A 19279-nucleotide genomic window follows, 5' to 3' on the forward strand; every position below is an offset into this window, starting at 1 on the left:
CTATACCAGCGACCGGTCGCCCCTGTACTCAAGCGGCGGCTTCGGTGACCTTGCGAGTCGGCGCGGGGTGTAGCCAGTTAGCCAGCAGGTGTGTCGACAGCGGAATAAAGAGGTAAACCATCAGCGGTGTGAGCGCCAGGGTGCTGACCAGCACGCGGCTGAACAGGTCCAGCTCACTGAGCAGCGGCCCCAGGACGAAGTTGAACAGCAGCGACACCGGGAAAAACGCCAGCCAGATCGCCACGGCCTGTTTCCAGCGCGGCGGTCGCGCGCCTATGGCGCCAAACCAGCCATCGATACCACTGACGCGATGCTCGGACGGATCGGCAAACAGTTCACTGCCACGGCTCAACCAGGCGCTGCGCGAGGCGGAGAACTCCCAGGCATGCAGGGTCTTTTCGTCGGCGAAGCGGAAGATGATCTGGAATTCATCATCATTGGGTGGCGGTGCAAGTACGCCTGAGCCCAGGTAGCCGGGGAAGTCAGTGGCCAATTGCTCGCCTTCGCGCAACCAGGCCATCAATTCTTCATAGCGACCTTTTGCCACACGGCGCGCAACCATCAAGGTGACGGGAGAGGTAGACATTGTGTATCTCCAAATATACGGGTGCGCTGAACCGGGTAGGTGGCGCACGAACATAGCGGCGGGGTAGGGCCGCTATGTAAAAACAGGCAAGGATTATTCCTGTTTTGATGAAATACGCCAGTGACATTGGTCTGAAGAGTGGAGACCTTGAAAAGGACAAGCGTAAAAGCGTTAAATGGGATCCACATTTACACGGATGTTTCCGACCTCTGATGCCCGAAATTACTGCTCCAGATCAAGAAATCGCCCACGGTAGCCTTGCTGATTCCGGCGAGCTGTTTCCGATTCGTGAAGTCTCGAGATTGACAGGTATCAACCCGGTTACCCTGCGCGCCTGGGAGCGGCGTTATGGCCTGATCCAGCCCACGCGCACCGAAAGTGGGCATCGCCTCTACTCCAAAGCCGATATCGAGACCGTCAATCGCATTCTTGATTGGATTGAACGGGGCGTTGCTGTGAGCAAAGTGGGCAAGATTCTCGCCCGTGATGAGCAGCAGGCCGAAGCCGTTCGCGCTGAGGGGCATTCGCTTGAGGGCAGTGAATGGCCGCAGTGGCGAGGTCGGCTTAAGAGTGCCATCAGTGCGTTCGATGAGCGCCAGCTGGAGAGCCTGTACGGTCAGATTTTTGCTACGTACCCCATCAGCGTCGCGTTTCAGGGCATCCTGATGCCACTCTGGCACGATTTGTTACGCCATCAAGGTCGCTTCGGCCAAGCCAGTGAGTGGCTGTTCTTCGACGCTTTTCTGCGTGTACGCGCCTTGCAGCGTCTGCAACTGGCGCGCGTCTCGCCGGTGCCATGGGTATTGTTGGCGGCGATGCCCGGCGAGTGCCGTAAACTGGAATTGCTGGTGGCTGCACTGTTGATGAGTCGGGATGACTTGGCCGTCAAGGTGCTGGGGATGGGGCAGCCCTTCGATGAATTGACGCTGGTCTGTGAAAAGATGCATCCCCAGGCACTCATTGTCTTCTCCAACCATTCACACAACCATGACCTGCATGGGCGTCTGAACCGTTTGGCGCTGACTTTGGATTGCCCGCTGTTCCTCGCCGGTGCAGCTTCGGACTTGGCGCAGGACGACTTGGCGGGATCCGCCATCGGTTGTTTGGGCAATGAAGGGCCTCTGATGCAGCGCCGCTTGCAGCAGTTTCTCAGCGGGCGGCTGGATACCTGATATCAGGCGTGCACATGTGGGTGGACCAGGCGGTGCTGATGCAGGATGAACTGGCGTAGGCGCTCGATTTCATCGGCATCACTCTGGCTCAAGCGATAGGCGAACAATCCCCGGGCAGTCTCCCGCTCCAGTGTGCCGCGCAGCGCAATGCGCTCGTAACCGGAAGGGCTGAACCACAGGGAAAAGGTTTTCGGCGGTTTGACCCGGCCACGAATCTCCACCAGCACACCCTTGAATGACACCTCATGCACCCACAGTGCGCCAGGGTTGCCCTTGACGTTTTCCAACGCCACCGGTGTTTCAAGGGCCAGGCGCCATGGACGGATCATCGGCCCGTCCTCAAAAATGCTCGGCACCCCCAAACGCAAATGCACCGCATGAAACTCATCTTCCACCAAGTGCAGAGGGAAGGTGAGTTGCTGGTTGTCGAACTGCGCCTGGATGGTGACGTGGTCGTGAGCGGCCAGTCGAGTGAGCAAATCGCGTATCTGCGCACCGCCATTGACGGTCAGGCTCGACCACGCATCCCGCAGGTTGAGCTGCGGGTTGTGCTGCATGTCCTGGATAAAATCCAGTTCGTCCTGCGTCAGTAGTGTGTTGCGGTGCATTGATGTAGCTCAACAGATGAGACATTAAAAAGCCATTATCACTCTAAAGACCGCATTTTTTACAGTTTGTTAACTCCGCTCGTCGCCTTGAGTGCCGCCAGCTCGTTTTTAAGCTCGGCCACTTGCGCTTCCAATTGTGCGACGCGCTGCTGCGCTTTCACTTGGGTGGTGACGTCTTTTTGCACACCGACGAAATACGTCTGCTTGTCGGCCTCGTTGTAAACCGTTGAAAGCGACAGCTCGTTCCAGAAGTGGGTACCGTCCTTGCGGTAGTTACGCAGGATTTCCCGGCAGGGTCCGCCGCTGCCTAGCGCTTCACGAATCGCTATCAGGGCCGGCTGGTCACGGTCACCCGACTGAAGGAAGCGACAGTCTTGATAAAGGATGTCGTCCAGGGTGTAGCCGGTCAGGCGCTCGAAGGCCGGGTTAACGTAGATCAACGGTTTGTTCTTGCCCTCGCGTTCGGCGACGACGATACCGTCGTTGGAGGCATTGACGACCATTTGCATCAGCTTGGCGTTAATCATTGAGCGATCCATGGCTTGTTTTGGCGCTTGGAGTTTATGGCATGTCTTGAATGTTGCACGGCGTGCGCCGAAATATTTGCGCCAACTGCTAATATCCCACGCTTTCGCTCAACTACAGGATCAGATTGATGAAAGTCGCCATTCTTTCCGGCTCGGTCTACGGCACGGCTGAAGAAGTCGCCCGCCACGCCGCCGGCATCCTCAACGCGGCCGGTCTTGAAGCCTGGCACAACCCTCGCGCCACCCTGGCCGACGTGCAGGCCTTTGCCCCCGAGGCGTTTCTGGCGGTGACTTCTACCACCGGCATGGGTGAGCTGCCCGACAACCTTCAACCTTTGTATTCGGCGATTCGTGACCAACTGCCTTCCGCCTGGCGCGGCCTGCCCGGCGCGGTGATCGGCCTCGGTGACGCCAGTTACGGCGATACCTTCTGCGGCGGCGGCGAGCAGATGCGCGAGCTGTTCGGCGAGTTGGGCGTGCGCGAAGTGCTGCCGATGCTGCGCCTGGACGCCAGCGAAAGCGTCACCCCTGAATCCGACGCCGAACCGTGGCTGGCTGAGTTGGTCGCTGCACTGCGCGGTTGACCGGGATATTGGCGGCGCTTCTCTGACGCGACTTGGACTATTCTCATGGCTGACTCGCTCGGTCATCAAGCTGGCTGCGAAGGCAACTACATGCGCCGCGGCGTCTGACTAGACTGGCCCCTCACCCATAAAACAATAAGAAAGCACGTCAGGGAGGTCGTTGCCGTGAGCCTAGCCCCGGTTCTATCGCCACAAAATGTCCAAGAGCAGGTCAGTGCCGCCGAATGGCAAACCCGCGTCGACCTGGCCGCCTGTTATCGCCTGGTGGCGTTGCATGGTTGGGATGACCTGATCTTCACCCATATTTCGGCCAAAGTGCCGGGCACCGATGACTTTCTGATCAACCCGTATGGGTTGATGTTCCACGAGATCACCGCGTCGAGTCTGGTCAAGGTCGACCAGGCCGGCAACAAACTGATGGACAGCCCTTACGAGATCAATCCTGCGGGCTACACCATCCACAGCGCCATCCACGAAGTACGCCACGACGTGGCCTGCGTGGTGCACACCCACACAGCGTCCGGCGTTGCCGTTTCTGCGCAGAAGCAGGGCGTGCTACCGATCAGCCAGCAATCGATATTCGTACTGTCGAGCCTGGCTTATCACGCCTACGAAGGCGTGGCGCTGAACCATGAAGAAAAGGCCCGCTTGCAGGCGGACCTGGGCGAAAACAACTTCCTGATGTTGCACAACCACGGTCTGCTGACCTGTGGCGGCACCATCGCCGACACGTTCCTGATGATGTTCACGTTCCAGCGCGCCTGCGATATCCAGGTGCTGGCACACAGCGGTGGGGTTGAGTTGATCGCCATTGGGCCGCAGATACTTGCCGGCGCCAAGGCGATGGTGGCGGCTGTCACAAAGAGCGCCCAAGGTATGGGGGGCGCGCTGGCCTGGCCGGCGCTGCTGCGTAAATTGGACAGCCAAGACCCCGGGTATAAAAACTGATGCCACTCGCCGAAATCCCGCTCAGCGCCTGGCGCAAACGCGGTCAGACATTCGTCTTTCGTGGCCACACGATCCGTTATTGGGTGGCCGGGCAGGGCGAGCCCCTGCTCTTGATCCATGGCTTCCCCACTGCCAGTTGGGACTGGCATTACCTGTGGCGGCCCCTGGCCCAGCACAATCTGGTGATCGCCTGCGACATGTTGGGGTTTGGCGATTCGACCAAGCCGCTGGATCACGACTATTGCCTGTTGGAACAGGCGGACCTGCAACAAGCGCTGCTCGAACACTTGCGGGTAGTGCAGCCGGTGCATGTGTTGGCCCACGACTATGGCGACAGCGTCGCCCAGGAATTACTGGCCCGCCATTACGAAGGGCGCTTCCACATCGCAAGCTGTGTGTTTCTCAATGGTGGGCTATTCCCGGAAACCCATCGCCCGGCGTTGGTGCAAAAACTGTTGCTCAGCCCGCTGGGTTGGATGATCGGCCGCGCTTTTGGGCGCAATGCCTTGTCGGACAGTTTCAACCAGATTTTCGGCCCGGACACACGACCCAGCGAAAGCGCCCTCGATGATTTCTGGAGCCTGATCAGTTGCAATGAAGGCACGCGCATCTTGCACAAGTTGATTGCCTACATTCCCCAGCGCCGCCGCCTGCGCGACCGTTGGGTGGCGGCGATGCAGCGTGACCAAGTGCCGCTGCGGGTGATCGACGGTGAGGTCGACCCGATCTCGGGTGCGCATATGGTGGAGCGTTATCACCAGTTGGTGCCTCATGCCGATACGGTGCTACTGGCCAATATTGGCCATTACCCGCAGATCGAAGCGCCGGTGCAGGTGCTCAAGCACTACCTGGCGTTTCGCGAGTGTATTGGCCAGCCGGCTCCGCGCGTCGCGTATTCCTGAGCCGCATGCTCCTGACGGGGTAATCATCCTGCTGCCTTATCGTGCACCATTCAGCCTTGGCCGTATTTATTGTGACCAAAGGCTGTGTGCCTGACACTCAACCCATTCCCATTGTCGCCAGCGGAGTTCGGTATGAGTGAGTCAGTGCAGTTCCAGGATAAGGTCGTGATCGTCACCGGTGCCGGCGGCGGGTTGGGCCGGGCCCATGCACTGCTGTTCGCCAAACACGGGGCCAAAGTGCTGGTCAACGACCTCGGCGGCTCAACCCAGGGCGAGGGCGCCAATGCTTCGGCGGCCGATCGGGTGGTCGCGCAGATTCGTGAGCTGGGCGGGACCGCCGAGGCCAACCATGACTCCGTCACCGATGGCGACAAGATCGTGCAGAACGCACTCGATGTTTTCGGGCGCGTCGATGTGGTGGTGAACAACGCCGGCATCCTGCGGGACAAGACCTTCCACAAAATGGACGACAGCGACTGGGACCTGGTTTACCGGGTGCATGTCGAAGGTGCCTACAAAGTGACCCGCGCCGCCTGGCCGCATCTGCGCGAGCAGGGTTATGGCCGGGTGATTTTCACCGCGTCCACCTCGGGCATCTACGGCAACTTCGGCCAGTCCAACTATGGCATGGCCAAGCTCGGCCTCTATGGCTTGACCCGCACCCTGGCGCTGGAGGGTCGCAAGAACAATATTCTGGTCAACGCCATTGCCCCCACCGGTGGCACGCGCATGACCGAGGGCTTGATTCCGCCTCAAGTGTTCGAGCGCCTCAAGCCGGAGCTGGTCAGTCCGCTGGTGGTGTACTTGGGCAGTGAAGCCTGCCAGGAAACCTCTGGGTTGTTTGAAGTCGGTGGCGGCTGGATCGGCAAGACCCGCTGGGAGCGAAGCCTGGGGGTGGGGTTTGATCCTGAGGCCGGCTTCTCGCCGGACGATGTGGCGGCGCATTGGGCGCAGATTTGCGACTTCGAAGGCGCTGCTCACCCCAAGGACAATATCGAGGCTTTGAAGGAGATGATGGCCAACTTGCAGAGGTTCAGCCTCTGATCGTTGCTTGAACGCTAGTGAATCCCACGGGGCGCTGATGGCGCCCCGTTTTATTGCAGGCATAAAAAAGGCCGCTGCAAAGGCAGCGGCCGAAGTAAGACGTTGGATCAAGGAGCGACAAATCAACGTCAGTGAACAGCGGTAATAGATTGATACAACAGGCCAATCTATTGGAATCGGACTTTTCCGGCATTTGCGCCGGCGGGCCATTTGCCCTGAAAGCCCGGTAAGAATAGTCGCTTGTAACAAGATGAGTAATAGCGGTTCAAGACAAGGACTGTTACTAAATCAGCAACAGTTTCAGGTTGATCGTTCCCACGCTCCGCGTGGGAATGCCTCTTCGGACGCACCGCGTCCAGGGCCGCACAACGTTCAAGGTCTGTGTAAGGGGGACGCAGAGCGTCACGGGCGGCATTCCCACGCAGAGCGTGGGCACGAGCGTTCAGGGTGGTGCGATCCATTCCCCTGATAACGGCCCATCTACCCGATCCATGGCCCCGCCCAAACCCCGGCCAAAGGGCCTGTTAATCCTTTCGAGCGACAACGCGAATACCTCCTTGGTGCGCTTATCCCTCCCGACAAGCGGCAGTAGGGTGGGGCCTTCTGTCACTCACCGGGGAAGACGCATGACAAAAACAACAATGCGCGCCATCTTCACGCCACAGGCGCTCGCCGTGGCGGTTGCGTTGGGGAGCTGTGCCCAGGCACAGGCTGTTTCGTTCAACATTGGCGAGATCGAAGGGCAATTCGATTCTTCGCTGTCGGTCGGCGCCAGTTGGGGCATGCGTGATGCCGATAAAAAGTTGGTGGGCATTCCCAACGGCGGCACAGGGCAGGCATCCACCGGGGATGACGGACGGTTGAATTTCAAGAAGGGCGAGACCTTCTCCAAGATCTTCAAGGGTATTCACGACCTGGAGCTCAAGTACGGCGACAGCGGTGTGTTTGTACGCGGCAAGTACTGGTATGACTTCGAACTGCAGGACGAAAACCGCGAGTTCAAGCCGATCAGCAATGACCATCGCGACGAAGGCGCACGCTCCTCCGGCTACCAATTGCTGGATGCATTCATCTACCACAACTATTCGATCGGCGACCTGCCAGGCAACGTGCGTGTCGGCAAGCAAGTGGTGAGTTGGGGCGAGAGTACGTTTATCGGTAACTCGATCAACAGCATCAACCCCATCGACGTCTCGGCCTTTCGCCGTCCTGGTGCAGAGATCAAGGAAGGGCTGATTCCGGTCAACATGCTGTTTGCCTCCCAGAGCCTGACCAACCAATTGTCGGTGGAAGGTTTCTACCAACTGAACTGGGAAAACACCGTAGTGGATAACTGCGGCACCTTCTTCGGTAACGACGTGGTGGCCCATGGCTGTAACAGCAACTACACCGTCGGCAGCCCGGCGATTGCGCCGTTGCAACCGGTGGCCGCAGCATTCGGCCAGGGCTTCCAGGTCACGCGTGAAGGTGTCGTGGTGCAACGCGCCAAAGACCGTGATGCCCGCGACGGCGGCCAGTTCGGCGCGGCGTTGCGCTGGCTCGGCGATGACACCGAGTACGGCCTGTACTTCATGAACTACCACAGCCGCACGCCCACCGTGGGCACGATTACCGCCAACACCAACCTCGCTACCATCGGGCGCATCGTCAGCACCGCCAACGCTATTGCACCCGGCACCGGGTCGGGCCTGGCCCAAAGCACCATGCTCGGTCGTGGCCAGTACTACCTCGATTACCCCGAAGACATTCGCCTGTACGGTGCCAGTTTCTCCACCACCTTGCCCACCGGAACGGCCTGGACCGGGGAAATCAGCTACCGGCCGAATGCGCCGGTGCAACTCAACACCACCGACTTGACGTTGGCCCTGGTCAACCCGATTGCAGGCAACACCGCCTCACCGATCAGCAGTTCGTTTGGTGCCGACAACGCGGGCTACCGCCGCAAGGAAATCACCCAGATCCAGAGCACCATGACCCAGTTCTTCGACCAGGTATTGGGCGCTGAGCGTCTGACCCTGGTAGGCGAAGCGGCCTTTGTGCACGTCGGCGGGCTCGAAGCCAAAACCAAACTGCGTTACGGCCGCGATTCGGTGTTCGGCGCCTACGGGTTCCAAGGCGATACCGACGGTTTCGTCACCGCCAACTCCTGGGGTTATCGCGCGCGGGCGATCCTTGATTACAACAACGTGTTTGCCGGGGTGAACCTCAAGCCCAACCTGTCCTGGTCCCATGACGTCAGCGGCTACGGGCCTAACGGTATCTTCAATGAAGGCGCCAAGGCGATCAGCGTCGGCGTGGATGCGGACTACCGCAACACCTACACCGCGAGCCTGAGCTACACCGACTTTTTTGGCGGTGACTACAACACCCTGACCGACCGCGACTTTATCGCCCTCAGCTTCGGCGTGAACTTCTGATCTGGCTTAAAGAAGGACAAGAACCTATGCGTAAGATAATTGCAGTGATGGCCCTGAGTTTACTGGCTGCTAACGTCATGGCCGCCGTGTCGCCTGAAGAAGCTGCCAAGCTGGGCACCACCCTGACCCCCGTCGGCGCCGAAAAAGCCGGCAACGCCGATGGCTCGATCCCGGCCTGGACCGGCGGCATCCCGAAAAACGCCGGTGCGGTGGACAGCAAGGGCTTCCTCGCCGACCCCTTCGCCAATGAAAAGCCGCTGTTCGTGATCACCGCCGCCACCGTGGACAAGTACAAGGACAAGCTCTCCGAAGGCCAGGTGGCGATGTTCAAACGCTACCCTGAGACCTACAAGATTCCGGTGTACCCCACCCATCGCACGGTCAACCTGCCACCGGAGATCTACGAGTCGATCAAGCGCAGTGCGCTGAACGTGCACGCGATCAACGACGGTAACGGTCTGGAAAACTTCACTGGCAATCGCTATTACGCGTTCCCGATTCCGAAGAATGGCGTGGAGGTGCTGTGGAACCACATCACCCGTTACCACGGTGGCAACCTGCGGCGCATCATCACCCAGGCCACCCCGCAGACCAACGGCAGCTACACGCCGATCCGCTTTGAAGAAGAAGTGGCGGTACCGCAAGCCATCCCTGATATCGACCAGGCCAAGGCGGCCAACGTGCTGAGCTTTTTCAAGCAATCGGTAACGGCCCCGGCGCGGTTGGCGGGCAACGTGCTGCTGGTACATGAGACCCTCGACCAGGTGAAGGAGCCGCGCCTGGCCTGGATCTACAACGCCGGCCAGCGCCGTGTGCGCCGTGCGCCGCAAGTGTCCTATGACGGCCCGGGCACCGCCTCCGACGGCCTGCGCACCACCGATAACTTCGACATGTTCTCCGGCGCCCCGGACCGCTACGACTGGAAACTGATCGGCAAGAAAGAGATGTACATCCCCTACAACAGCTACAAGCTGGATTCGCCGACCCTCAAGTACGACGACATCATCAAGGCTGGGCATATCAATCAGGACCTGACCCGCTACGAGCTGCATCGGGTGTGGGAAGTGGTCGGCACCGTCAAGCCGAGTGAGCGGCATATTTACGCCAAGCGTCACATGTACATCGACGAAGACAGCTGGCAAGTCGCGTTGGTAGACCACTATGACGGCCGTGGCCAACTGTGGCGTGTCGCCGAAGGGCACGCGCAGTTCTACTACGACCACCAGGTGCCGGCCTATACCGTGGAGACCCTGTACGACATCATCGCCGGGCGCTACATCGCCTTGGGCATGAAAAACGAGGAGAAGCGCAGTTTCGTGTTCGGCTTTGCGGCCAAGGCGGCGGATTACACCCCGGCAGCGCTGAGGTCCGAGGGCGTTCGCTGATCCTCACTTGAAATGCAATCCAACTGTAGGAGCTGGCTTGCCTGCGATGGCGGTGGGTCAGTTCTTGCATTTGTCTCTGACCCACCGCCATCGCAGGCAAGCCAGCTCCCACATTTATCCGTGTTCTGTCTTTGGAATTAATGCCCTTCAATCATTGTGCTGAATACTTCTTCAACAATCGCTGACCACAGGACTAGGGTAGGCGTCAGGTTGCATAACAATAAGAAGCAGGATGCAGCAATGACCGCCATGACACGCCTCCTGGACCGTCCTGGATTCATGCCACGGCTGTCCGCCCACCATTTGTTGCGCCCGCGCTTGACCGAACCTTTGCTTGCGGCGCCCACCAGGGTGAAGTTGCTCTGCGCGCCGGGCGGCAGTGGCAAGAGCGCGTTGCTTGCCGAGTGTGCATTGCTGGCGCCGATGGGGTGCCAAGTCTATTGGTTGCCACTCAATGGCATTGTTCTGAGCCCCTCCGACTTCTGCCGGCGGTTGGCGCAAAACCTTGGCCTGCCCTTTGTGGATGAAGCCACCTTGTTGCTGGACCTCAGCCGCTGGCAAAACACGGGATGGATTTTTCTCGATGATTTCTGCCGTCAGCCTGCCCCCGGACTGGACGCCTTGCTCGACCGTTTACTGACCACCAGCAGCCCGGCGCTGACCTGGTGGTTGGGGGCGCGGCGGCGGCCGGTGTGCAATTGGCCGCGCTTGTTGCTCGACGATGAGTTGTTGGAGTGCAGCGAGTTGTCTTTCAACCCCGCTGAAATCCAACAGCTGTTAAGCCCCGGGCAAACCGTCGACAACGTCATGCAGTTCAGCGCCGGTTGGTGCGCCGGTGTACGCATTGCCTTGCTCGGCGACGGTCATCCCGACAAGACTTTGCTCGATTACCTGCAGCATGAGTTGTTCAGTACGTTGCCGGCAGAATTGGCTGAAGCTTGGCGCGTGCTCGCCCATCTGCCGCGTTTCAATCCGAGCGTGTGTGAGCACCTGTTCGGCGCTGGCGACGGTAATCAGTACCTGCGCGAATTGCAGGCGCTCGGTGCGTTTATCCAACCATGGGAAGACACCGCCGATTGGCTGCAGGTCTTCCCGCCCCTGGCGCAATTGATGCGCGATGAACCTTGGCCAGCCAAGCGCTCCTGGCATCGACGCGCGTGCCAGTGGTTTACCGCCGAACGTGACTGGCAGGCTGCGTTTGAGCAGGCACTGCTGGCCGAAGAATACGAAGTGGCGGTGAGCCTGTTGCAGCACTTCAGTTTCGAGGACTTGTTTCGCCAGCAGAACGCCGTGTTGCTGTTGCGTCTGCATGAGCAGCATGGCGATGAGTTGATGCTCGGCTCGGCGCAACTGGTCGGTCTGGTCACAGCGGCGTTGTTGTTTGCCGGGCGTTTTGACCAGGCGGGTGTCTGTATCGACCAGTTGGCTCGGTTCGCCCCCCAACCCACGGCTGCGCAGCAGCGCCATCTGTTGGCGCGCTGGCAGGCGCAATGGGGTTGGTTGCTGCATTTGGGCGGTGATGCCGAGCGCTCCCGCGAGCATTTTTTGGAAGCACTGCAAGCCTTGCCCGAGAGTGCCTGGACGTCGCGTCTGATGTGCTTGTCGGGCCTGACCCAACAAGCCTTGCTGCGCGGTGAGCTGGACGTGGGCCAAGCCTTGAACCGCGAAGCCCTATGCCTGGCTCGCGCCCATGGCTCGGTGGTGTTGGAAGCTTTGCTGGAGTTGGACCACGCCCAACTCCTGGAACAACGCGGCGCACCGTATCGCGCGCAAAGCCTGCTGGAAAATGTGCAGGCGATGCTGGTTCAGCAGCGCCTCAAGGCCGGGCCGCTGGTGGGGCGTATCGCCTTGCGGCGTGGGCATTTGGCATTGCGCCAAGGGCAAGACTCCCTGGCCGCCGAGTGTTTCGAGGCCGGTTTGAAGATGTGCCTGCACAGCCAGGACAAGCGCGTGTTGTACGGGTTTCTTGGCCTGGCGCTGCTGGCCGCCAACCACGGCGATTATGCCCAGGCCTTTGTTCAATTGCGTGAGGCCGAGCGGCTGATGCAGCAACGCCATGTGCCGGACACGGTGTATCGCGCCGTGCTGCTGTTGGTCAGTGGGCATTTCTGGTTGCAGCAGGGCCGTGCCGAACTGACGGTGGAAGCGGTGCGCCGCGTTCTGCGCCACTTCCGGGGGCCGCAGGCTCGCCAGGCGCCGCCGGCCACACTGGAGCTGATCCCGCGCCTGGAGTACTTACTGGTGCTGGCCGAGGTGAAGCTCGGCTGCGCCGATCAGCCTCTCGCGCGGCTGAATGCCTTGCTGGAGACCAGCCAACAACGCGGCATGCTGTGCCTGGAAACCGAATTGCAACTGGTGCTGGGGGAGGTGGCTTGGCAGTTGGGCGACCCGGCCCAGGCCCGTCGTGCGTTGCAAACCGGGTTGGAACTGGCGGGGCGCTGCCAGGTTCAACAGGCGATTCGCGAGCTGCGTTTGCGCTCGCCTGGGCTATTGAGTGAGCTGGGCCTGGAGACACAGGCGTCGCCCACCGGCGTGACGGAAAACCCCCTGAGCCAACGCGAGCTGGAGGTGCTGCAGTTGATCGCCTTGGGTAACTCCAACCTGGAAATCGCCGATCGGCTATTTATCTCCCTGCATACCGTCAAGACTCACGCGCGGCGCATCCACAGCAAGCTCGGCGTGGAGCGGCGCACTCAAGCGGTGGCGAAGGCGAAGACCTTGGGTTTGATGGGGGGGTGAAGGTTTAGGGGGTGCAGAACGCTTGACGGTATTCCCCAGGCGTTGAACCCATGGCCTGGCGAAAGCGATGGGTGAAGTGGCTGGCGCTGGAGAAGCCACACATCCAGGCGATTTCACCAAGGGGCAGGGCGCCGCTGCGCAGCAAGGTTTGCGCGCGTGCCAGCCGTCGTGCCAACAGATATTGATGGGGCGGCAGGCCAAAGCTTTGGCGGAACATCCGCGCAAAATGGTATTCCGACAGCGCGCACAGCCCCGCCAGTTGCCCGAGGCTGATCGGGTCTTCCAAGTGGTGGTCGATGTACTCCACCAACAGCCGCCTCTGGTGCGCGGCCAGCCCGCCTTTCAAACGTAACCCTTCGCGTGCGCCTACCTGGCTGAGCAGGGTGTGGCTGAGCATTTCATGGGCCAGGCTGCTGGTCAGCAGACGTTCGGCAGGCTCGTGCCAGTTGAGGGCGATCAACTGGTGAAAGCGCCGGGCTTGGCTGGCGTCTTCGAGAAAAGTGCTTTCGCGCAGTTGCAGTTCGCGCGGCTCGCGGTCGAGCAAGGTGACGCAGCCGAGGGCAAATTGCTCCGGGCTGAAATACACGTGAGCCAGGCGAATTTCACCGTTGATCACCCAGGCCGACTGGTGCTCGGCGGGCAGGATGCACAGTTTGTCAGGCCCGCCCTTGGTGCCCGGCTGGTCGCGCCGAAAGGTGCCGGTGCCGCCGCCGATGTAGCAAGACAGCGTGTGGTGGCTGGGCGCCTGGTAATCCTGGGCATCGTGGTGGTTGCTCCACAACGCCGCAGACAAGCCGTCACCGAGCTCGGCGCAGGCTTCAAGGCGTGCATTGGGCGAGCGGTTAAGGGCTTGAAAGACTTGCAGGGATTCCAGATCTGGCATGGTGTGTACTCTCCGACGCCTTGCATCCTACTCCGCCCGGCGGGCGCTGTGATCCTGCCACCCGACAAAAGCGCAAGAATCTGCAAGAGCATTCCCGGGCGTGCGCGTGACACTGTGGCTCAATCGACGGAGCCCGCTATGAACCTTTTCCTGTATTTACTCACCGTGCTGATCTGGGGCACCACCTGGATCGCCCTGAAATGGCAATTGGGCGTCGTGGCGATTCCCGTGTCGATCGTCTATCGCTTCGGCCTGGCAGCGTTGGTGTTGTTTGTGTTGCTGCTGCTCAGCCGCAAATTGCAGGTGATGAACCGGCGCGGGCACCTGATCTGCCTGGCTCAAGGGCTGTGCCTGTTCTGCGTCAACTTCATGTGCTTTCTCACCGCGAGCCAGTGGATTCCCAGTGGTTTGGTGGCGGTGGTGTTTTCCACGGCCACCCTGTGGAACGCGTTGAATGCCCGGGTGTTCTTCGGCCAGCGGGTCGCGCGTAACGTGTTGATGGGGGGCGCACTTGGGTTGTTGGGGCTGGGCTTCTTGTTCTGGCCGGAACTGGTGGGGCACACCGCCAGCCCGCAGACCTTGTTGGGCTTGGGGTTGGCATTGTTGGGGACGATGTGTTTCTCGGCCGGCAATATGTTGTCGAGCCTGCAACAGAAGGCCGGGCTCAAGCCGTTGACCACCAATGCCTGGGGCATGGCGTATGGTTCGGCGATGCTGGCGACGTATTGCGCGGTGCGCGGGATTCCGTTTGAGATGGACTGGAGTGCGCGGTATATCGGCGCCCTGTGGTACCTGGTGATTCCGGGCTCGGTGATTGGCTTTACCGCTTACCTCACGCTGGTCGGCCGTATGGGGCCGGAGCGCGCGGCGTATTGCACGGTGTTGTTTCCGGTGGTGGCGTTGAATGTGTCGGCGTTTGCCGAGGGCTATCAGTGGACGGCGCCGGCGCTGGCGGGGTTGGTGCTGGTGATGTTGGGCAATGTGTTGGTGTTTCGTAAGCCCAAGCCTACCCAACCTTCGCCTGTCGTCGCCGTCGTAGCCGCTGTCGAGCGCTAGCGAGGCTGCATAGGACACGGTTTGATTTGCGGTGCGGCCGACGCAGCCTCGCTGGCGCTCGACAGCGGCTACGCGAGGGTTAGGCGTTAGGTGTCCGGGTTATTTGAGACCCAGGCGTTTGGCCATGCGGCCGAGGTTGGCGCGGTCCAGGCCCAGCTCACGGGCGGCGCTGGCCCAGTTATGCTGGTGGCGTTCCAGGCAGGCGCTGATGATCTGGCGTTGGTAATGCTCGGTGGCCTGGCGCAGGTCGCCAGTGACGACGGGGGCCGATTCGGCCAACGCTTCGATCACTGGCGGCGCGCTGACGTCGGGCAAGTCCAAGTCCTGCGCACTCAAGCTCAGAATCTTCGGACGCTCGCGACAGTTACCCAGTGCTTTCAGCGCGCTGCGTCCGATCAAATGTTCCAGCTCCCGCACATTGCCCGGCCAGTTATAGGCCAGCAGCGCCGCTTGAGCATCACTGGTCAGGCGCAAGCTACCCAGGCCCATACGCGAGCGATTCTGTTCCAGGAAAAACCCCGCCAGCAGCAATACATCGCGGCCCCGCTCACGCAGCGCCGGCACTTGCAGTGGGTACACGCTCAGGCGGTGGTAGAAGTCGGCACGGTAGCGGCCATTGCGTACCTCTTCGGCGAGGTCGCGGTTGGTGGCGGCAATCAGGCGCACATCCACCTGATGCTCCTTGTCCGAACCCAGGCGTTGCAGCTGACCGCTTTGCAGGACGCGTAGCAGCTTGGCCTGCACGGCCAGCGACAACTCGCCCACCTCATCCAAAAACAAGGTGCCGCCATTGGCCAGTTCGAACTTGCCCCGGCGTTCATTCAACGCGCCGGTGAAGGCGCCGCGCACATGGCCGAATAACTCGCTTTCCACCAGGGTTTCCGGCAGCGCGGCGCAGTTGAGGCTGATCAGCGGCTTATCGGCGCGGGACGACGCGGCGTGGATGGCTTGGGCGACCAACTCTTTGCCCACCCCGGTTTCGCCGGTGATCAGCACGGTCAGGTCACTGCCGCCCACCAGCTTGATTTCCTCTACCAGGCGTTTGTGAGCCTTGCTCTGGCCGATCATTTCCTTGTGCTGCTGGCCGCTGGCCTGACGGTAGATCTCCGCGCGCTGGTGTTCGTCTTCGGCACGTAAGGCCAGGCGTTCGATACGCTCGGCGACGTTGACCGTGGCCGCCGCCAAGCTGGCGAAGGCTTGCAGGGCATCCAATTCGACGCGCTCGAAACGCTCGGTGTCGAGGGCATCGAGGGTCAACAGGCCCCAGGGCCGGTCGTCGACAAACAGCGGGCAGCCCATGCAATCGTGCACTTCCAGGTGTCCGTGCAGGCCATCGACCAAGCCGTCGTAGGGGTCGGGCAATTCGCTGTCGCTGTCAAAGCGGGTCGGGCCGGGGCTGCTCAGCAGCACGTCAAAGCGCGGATGTTCGCTGACCTTGAAGCGTCGACCCAGGGTGTCGAGGCTCAAACCATCCACCGCCAGGGGAACCAGCCATTCTCCCTCCAGGCGCAAAAGCGCGGCGGCATCGCACGGCAGCAGGGCGCGCATGGCTTGCAGCAAGCGCCGATAACGCTCGCCTTCGGGCAGTTCGCGGGACAGGTCGGCGACCAGAGGCAGCAGGGTGGTGAGCAGCGATTGCGCAGTCATAATGACTCCTTGTAGTCCTTATGACTATAAAGTGTAGGAGGTTATATTGACTACATAATAGTTAAGCTATTGAAAAATAACGGTTTATAAGTTGGCACGAATACTGAGTAGGTAAGGGCAATCAGTAAAAAGACCCAGGAGTCTGCCATGCTTAGTGCCCAAGACCGTGCCATCGTCAAATCCACTGTGCCCCTGCTGGAAAGCGGCGGCGAAGCGTTGATCACCCATTTCTACCGCATGATGCTCTCCGAATACCCAGAAGTTCGCCCGCTGTTCAACCAGGCCCACCAAGCCAGCGGCGATCAACCGCGTGCCTTGGCCAATGGTGTGCTGATGTACGCGCGGCACATCGACCAGTTGGACCAACTGGGCGATCTGGTGGCCAAGATCATCAACAAGCACGTGGCGTTGCAGATCCTGCCCGAGCATTACCCGATCGTGGGCGCCTGCCTGCTACGCGCCATTTCCGAAGTGCTGGGCAGTGAGATTGCCACCCCTGAGGTGATGAGTGCCTGGGGCGCGGCCTACGGCCAATTGGCGGATATCCTGATCGGCGCCGAAGCCGCCATTTACGACGAGAAAGCCCAGGCTCCAGGTGGCTGGCGTGGTGCGCGGCCGTTCATCCTGGTCAAGCGAGTGGAGGAGAGTGACGAGATCATCTCCTTCTATTTCGCCCCGGTGGATAACGGCCCGATCCTGGCTGCCGCGCCTGGCCAATACATCGGCATGAAGCTGGTGCTTGATGGCGAAGAAGTACGCCGCAACTACTCTCTGTCGGCCCTGAGCGATGCGGGCCTGTACCGCATCAGCGTCAAGCGCGAAGCCGGTGGGCGAGTGTCCAGTTACCTGCATGACCAGATGCACGTCGGCGCGACCATCGACCTGTTCCCACCATCGGGTGAGTTCACGTTGGTCTCCAGCGATAAACCGCTGGTGCTGATCAGTGGCGGGGTGGGCATCACGCCGACTTTGCCGATGCTTGAAGCGGCCTTGGCCACTGAGCGCCCGGTGCACTTTATCCACTGCGCCCGTAACGGCGGGGTGCATGCGTTCCGTGATTGGGTGGATGCCCTGGCGGCCAAGCACCCGCAGCTCAAGCGCTTTTATTGCTATGCCGAGGATGACGGTGTGAGCCCGGCGGCGGACAAGGTTGGCTTGTTGAGCCAGGAGCAATTGGCGGCGTGGTTGCCGCAAGAGCGTGACCTGGATGCGTACTTCCTGGGCCCCAAAGGCTTCATGGCGGCGATCAAGCGCCACCTCAAAGCGTTGGGGGTGCCAGAGCAGCAAAGCCGCTACGAATTCTTCGGCCCGGCGGCGGCCCTGGAATAAACCTCAAGGGTCACACCCTCCAAAATGTGGGAGCGGGCTTGCTCCCACATTTAGTCCTCTATTGCTCCTGATTAATCCGCAGTTAACCCCTCTCTGTTTAAACCACACTCTGTGTGTAAACTTGCGGCCACTGGCCAACCATAATCAGGCAAAGGGAAACGGGGATGAGTGACGAATTGCGTTTAGGCAGGGAGCGGCGCTTTCTGGTGTTGCTGGGCATCATCTGCCTGGCGCTGATCGGCGGTGCGCTTTATATGCAAGTGGTGTTGGGCGAGGCACCGTGCCCGCTGTGCATCCTGCAACGCTATGCCTTGCTGTTGATCGCGGTCTTCGCGTTCATCGGTGCCGCCATGCGCACCAAAGGCGCGGTCACCTTCTTTGAAGGGCTGGTAGTGCTCAGCGCCCTGGGTGGCGTGGCTGCGGCCGGCCATCATGTGTATACCCAATTCTTCCCCGAGGTCAGCTGCGGCATCGACGTTTTGCAGCCTATTGTTGATGAATTGCCCCTGGCCAAGGTGTTCCCCCTGGGTTTCCAGGTCGACGGCTTTTGCAGCACCCCGTACCCGCCGATCCTTGGCCTGTCCCTGGCACAGTGGGCGCTGGTGGCGTTCGTGCTGACGGTGATCCTGGTGCCATTGGGCATTTACCGTAACCGCCAACGCAAAGCCTGAGCCCGTTGACTGAAACGCCCCGGTCCTCCTTGAGGGAAGGCCGGGGCGTTTTTGTTTGTAGGGATTTTGTGAAAGGGACGTGACGGGGGGCAATTTCAGGTGCGCGCAGCGTGCGACATGTTGTCACACGGAAGCTGTCGCAGGACGTTTCTGACCCCGCTATCGGGCCATTAAATTTGCGCCAAACGCGCAAATTGTGCTGTCAGTTCATCGTTCGAGCGACACCGCGGAGCTTGCGTTGTTCCAGCGCTTGGGTGATGTCCGAATGCCTTGTTTTATGGGGACTTGGATCCGTTTGCCATGCCCTTACAGGCTGTAAGGGATGTGGCGCTTTGCCTAATAACACGGCAATTTTTGTGGTTTTTGTTGAGAATCCAACGCGATAACATCGCGAACCGTTGCAGGAATGGTGAAGGATTATTGCTGGAATCGATAAAAATTATTTCTTTATAAGACATGGTTTATACATCGCTAGCTAACTACAATCGCCCGCACTGAATGTCCGGTGCTGTTCAATATTTGAGCATTGGAGCGGTCGAGGGGCAGATGGATGGCTCTGTGCGACCCCAGGTTCCGGCAGCCTTTCAACTTTCCGCACCAAATGGAATTGGTCTGTAACAAGGCCTTTAACCACGAAATCGAATAAGAACTCACCGCAGGTCCGTGATACGTCCAGACATGGCGTGGCGGGCAGGCTCTTATTCAATCGAAGAGAAATGCCAACCCTTGGCAGGGTGAAGTGTTGGCGATCAAAACCCAACTGCATTGCGCAAGCTGCTTT

17 protein-coding genes are annotated in these 19279 nt (G+C 60.2%); 11 read left to right on the forward strand and 6 right to left on the reverse strand.

Translation table 11 applies throughout. The features are described from left to right. Positions 1 to 28: 28 nt before the first annotated feature. Positions 29 to 586 carry an antibiotic biosynthesis monooxygenase gene (locus BFL40_RS20540; protein ID WP_071485651.1) on the reverse strand — a complete coding sequence of 186 codons (558 nt, stop codon included), beginning with the start codon at positions 584 to 586 and terminating at the stop codon, positions 29 to 31. Between the two features lie 212 nt (positions 587 to 798). Here BFL40_RS20540 and BFL40_RS20545 point away from each other — a divergent pair, with 212 nt between their 5' ends. Next, complete coding sequence (locus tag BFL40_RS20545; protein ID WP_071485652.1) at positions 799 to 1758, forward strand: MerR family transcriptional regulator; 960 nt, start codon at positions 799 to 801, stop codon at positions 1756 to 1758. A 2-nt stretch (positions 1759 to 1760) separates the two neighbouring features. On the opposite strand, the gene BFL40_RS20550 is transcribed toward BFL40_RS20545, so the two are convergent. Together BFL40_RS20550 and BFL40_RS20555 are read right to left on the reverse strand one after the other, a co-directional pair. Continuing rightward, positions 1761 to 2366 (reverse strand): hypothetical protein, encoded by a 606-nt coding sequence (locus BFL40_RS20550; RefSeq protein WP_071485653.1) that lies wholly within the window; start codon positions 2364 to 2366, stop codon positions 1761 to 1763. A gap of 59 nt (positions 2367 to 2425) precedes the next feature. Beyond that, positions 2426 to 2893 carry a PAS domain-containing protein gene (locus BFL40_RS20555; RefSeq protein ID WP_071485654.1) on the reverse strand — a complete coding sequence of 156 codons (468 nt, stop codon included), beginning with the start codon at positions 2891 to 2893 and terminating at the stop codon, positions 2426 to 2428. A 128-nt stretch (positions 2894 to 3021) separates the two neighbouring features. Between BFL40_RS20555 and BFL40_RS20560 the strand changes: the two genes are divergently transcribed. The 7 genes from BFL40_RS20560 (at position 3022) to BFL40_RS20590 (ending at position 12912) form a co-directional block, all read left to right on the forward strand. Then, on the forward strand, positions 3022 to 3477 hold the full coding sequence (locus tag BFL40_RS20560) for a flavodoxin (RefSeq protein ID WP_071485655.1): 456 nt from the start codon (positions 3022 to 3024) through the stop codon (positions 3475 to 3477). 165 nt (positions 3478 to 3642) lie between these two features. Next, positions 3643 to 4425, forward strand: coding sequence for a class II aldolase/adducin family protein (locus BFL40_RS20565; RefSeq protein WP_071485656.1), 783 nt, complete (start codon positions 3643 to 3645; stop codon positions 4423 to 4425). Further along, positions 4425 to 5327 (forward strand): alpha/beta fold hydrolase, encoded by a 903-nt coding sequence (locus tag BFL40_RS20570; RefSeq protein WP_071485657.1) that lies wholly within the window; start codon positions 4425 to 4427, stop codon positions 5325 to 5327. Before BFL40_RS20565 ends, BFL40_RS20570 begins: the two co-directional genes overlap by 1 nt. Positions 5328 to 5459: 132 nt before the next feature. Continuing rightward, complete coding sequence (locus BFL40_RS20575; protein ID WP_071485658.1) at positions 5460 to 6371, forward strand: SDR family oxidoreductase; 912 nt, start codon at positions 5460 to 5462, stop codon at positions 6369 to 6371. 626 nt (positions 6372 to 6997) lie between these two features. Then, a complete protein-coding gene (locus BFL40_RS20580) occupies positions 6998 to 8788 on the forward strand; it encodes a DUF1302 domain-containing protein (RefSeq protein ID WP_071485659.1) in 1791 nt (596 codons plus the stop codon). A 26-nt stretch (positions 8789 to 8814) separates the two neighbouring features. Beyond that, positions 8815 to 10173 carry a DUF1329 domain-containing protein gene (locus BFL40_RS20585; RefSeq protein WP_071485660.1) on the forward strand — a complete coding sequence of 453 codons (1359 nt, stop codon included), beginning with the start codon at positions 8815 to 8817 and terminating at the stop codon, positions 10171 to 10173. 240 nt (positions 10174 to 10413) lie between these two features. Beyond that, complete coding sequence (locus tag BFL40_RS20590) at positions 10414 to 12912, forward strand: LuxR C-terminal-related transcriptional regulator (protein ID WP_071485661.1); 2499 nt, start codon at positions 10414 to 10416, stop codon at positions 12910 to 12912. A 4-nt stretch (positions 12913 to 12916) separates the two neighbouring features. Here BFL40_RS20590 and BFL40_RS20595 read toward each other — a convergent pair whose 3' ends face one another. Further along, complete coding sequence (locus tag BFL40_RS20595; protein WP_071485662.1) at positions 12917 to 13795, reverse strand: helix-turn-helix domain-containing protein; 879 nt, start codon at positions 13793 to 13795, stop codon at positions 12917 to 12919. A gap of 138 nt (positions 13796 to 13933) precedes the next feature. On the opposite strand from BFL40_RS20595, the gene BFL40_RS20600 reads away from it, so the two are divergent. Further along, complete coding sequence (locus BFL40_RS20600; protein WP_071485663.1) at positions 13934 to 14851, forward strand: DMT family transporter; 918 nt, start codon at positions 13934 to 13936, stop codon at positions 14849 to 14851. 99 nt (positions 14852 to 14950) lie between these two features. Here BFL40_RS20600 and norR read toward each other — a convergent pair whose 3' ends face one another. Continuing rightward, entirely contained in the window at positions 14951 to 16498 is a 1548-nt protein-coding gene (norR, locus tag BFL40_RS20605; RefSeq protein ID WP_071485664.1) for a nitric oxide reductase transcriptional regulator NorR, read from the reverse strand. Positions 16499 to 16645: 147 nt separating this feature from the next. On the opposite strand from norR, the gene hmpA reads away from it, so the two are divergent. Both hmpA and BFL40_RS20615 read left to right on the forward strand, forming a co-directional pair. After that, positions 16646 to 17827: an NO-inducible flavohemoprotein gene (gene hmpA, locus BFL40_RS20610; RefSeq protein ID WP_071485665.1), complete on the forward strand. Its 1182-nt coding sequence runs from the start codon at positions 16646 to 16648 to the stop codon at positions 17825 to 17827. 164 nt (positions 17828 to 17991) lie between these two features. Next, positions 17992 to 18498, forward strand: a complete 507-nt coding sequence (locus BFL40_RS20615) for a disulfide bond formation protein B (protein ID WP_071485666.1) — start codon at positions 17992 to 17994, stop codon at positions 18496 to 18498. Between the two features lie 475 nt (positions 18499 to 18973). Here BFL40_RS20615 and BFL40_RS34470 read toward each other — a convergent pair whose 3' ends face one another. After that, positions 18974 to 19264 carry a hypothetical protein gene (locus BFL40_RS34470; protein ID WP_074851613.1) on the reverse strand — a complete coding sequence of 97 codons (291 nt, stop codon included), beginning with the start codon at positions 19262 to 19264 and terminating at the stop codon, positions 18974 to 18976. Between the last annotated feature and the right edge of the window lie 15 nt (positions 19265 to 19279).

Source organism: Pseudomonas costantinii (assembly GCF_001870435.1).
Taxonomy (GTDB): domain Bacteria; phylum Pseudomonadota; class Gammaproteobacteria; order Pseudomonadales; family Pseudomonadaceae; genus Aquipseudomonas; species Aquipseudomonas costantinii.

What these genes read in the sequence shown, in the direction of transcription:
- BFL40_RS20540 (WP_071485651.1), bottom strand. Translation starts at nt 586, where the DNA reads ATGTCTACCTCTCCCGTCACCTTGATGGTTGCGCGCCGTGTGGCAAAA.
- BFL40_RS20545 (WP_071485652.1), top strand. Translation starts at nt 799, where the DNA reads ATGCCCGAAATTACTGCTCCAGATCAAGAAATCGCCCACGGTAGCCTT.
- BFL40_RS20550 (WP_071485653.1), bottom strand. Translation starts at nt 2,366, where the DNA reads ATGCACCGCAACACACTACTGACGCAGGACGAACTGGATTTTATCCAG.
- BFL40_RS20555 (WP_071485654.1), bottom strand. Translation starts at nt 2,893, where the DNA reads ATGATTAACGCCAAGCTGATGCAAATGGTCGTCAATGCCTCCAACGAC.
- BFL40_RS20560 (WP_071485655.1), top strand. Translation starts at nt 3,022, where the DNA reads ATGAAAGTCGCCATTCTTTCCGGCTCGGTCTACGGCACGGCTGAAGAA.
- BFL40_RS20570 (WP_071485657.1), top strand. Translation starts at nt 4,425, where the DNA reads ATGCCACTCGCCGAAATCCCGCTCAGCGCCTGGCGCAAACGCGGTCAG.
- BFL40_RS20575 (WP_071485658.1), top strand. Translation starts at nt 5,460, where the DNA reads ATGAGTGAGTCAGTGCAGTTCCAGGATAAGGTCGTGATCGTCACCGGT.
- BFL40_RS20580 (WP_071485659.1), top strand. Translation starts at nt 6,998, where the DNA reads ATGACAAAAACAACAATGCGCGCCATCTTCACGCCACAGGCGCTCGCC.
- BFL40_RS20585 (WP_071485660.1), top strand. Translation starts at nt 8,815, where the DNA reads ATGCGTAAGATAATTGCAGTGATGGCCCTGAGTTTACTGGCTGCTAAC.
- BFL40_RS20590 (WP_071485661.1), top strand. Translation starts at nt 10,414, where the DNA reads ATGACCGCCATGACACGCCTCCTGGACCGTCCTGGATTCATGCCACGG.
- BFL40_RS20595 (WP_071485662.1), bottom strand. Translation starts at nt 13,795, where the DNA reads ATGCCAGATCTGGAATCCCTGCAAGTCTTTCAAGCCCTTAACCGCTCG.
- BFL40_RS20600 (WP_071485663.1), top strand. Translation starts at nt 13,934, where the DNA reads ATGAACCTTTTCCTGTATTTACTCACCGTGCTGATCTGGGGCACCACC.
- norR (WP_071485664.1), bottom strand. Translation starts at nt 16,498, where the DNA reads ATGACTGCGCAATCGCTGCTCACCACCCTGCTGCCTCTGGTCGCCGAC.
- hmpA (WP_071485665.1), top strand. Translation starts at nt 16,646, where the DNA reads ATGCTTAGTGCCCAAGACCGTGCCATCGTCAAATCCACTGTGCCCCTG.
- BFL40_RS20615 (WP_071485666.1), top strand. Translation starts at nt 17,992, where the DNA reads ATGAGTGACGAATTGCGTTTAGGCAGGGAGCGGCGCTTTCTGGTGTTG.
- BFL40_RS34470 (WP_074851613.1), bottom strand. Translation starts at nt 19,264, where the DNA reads ATGCAGTTGGGTTTTGATCGCCAACACTTCACCCTGCCAAGGGTTGGC.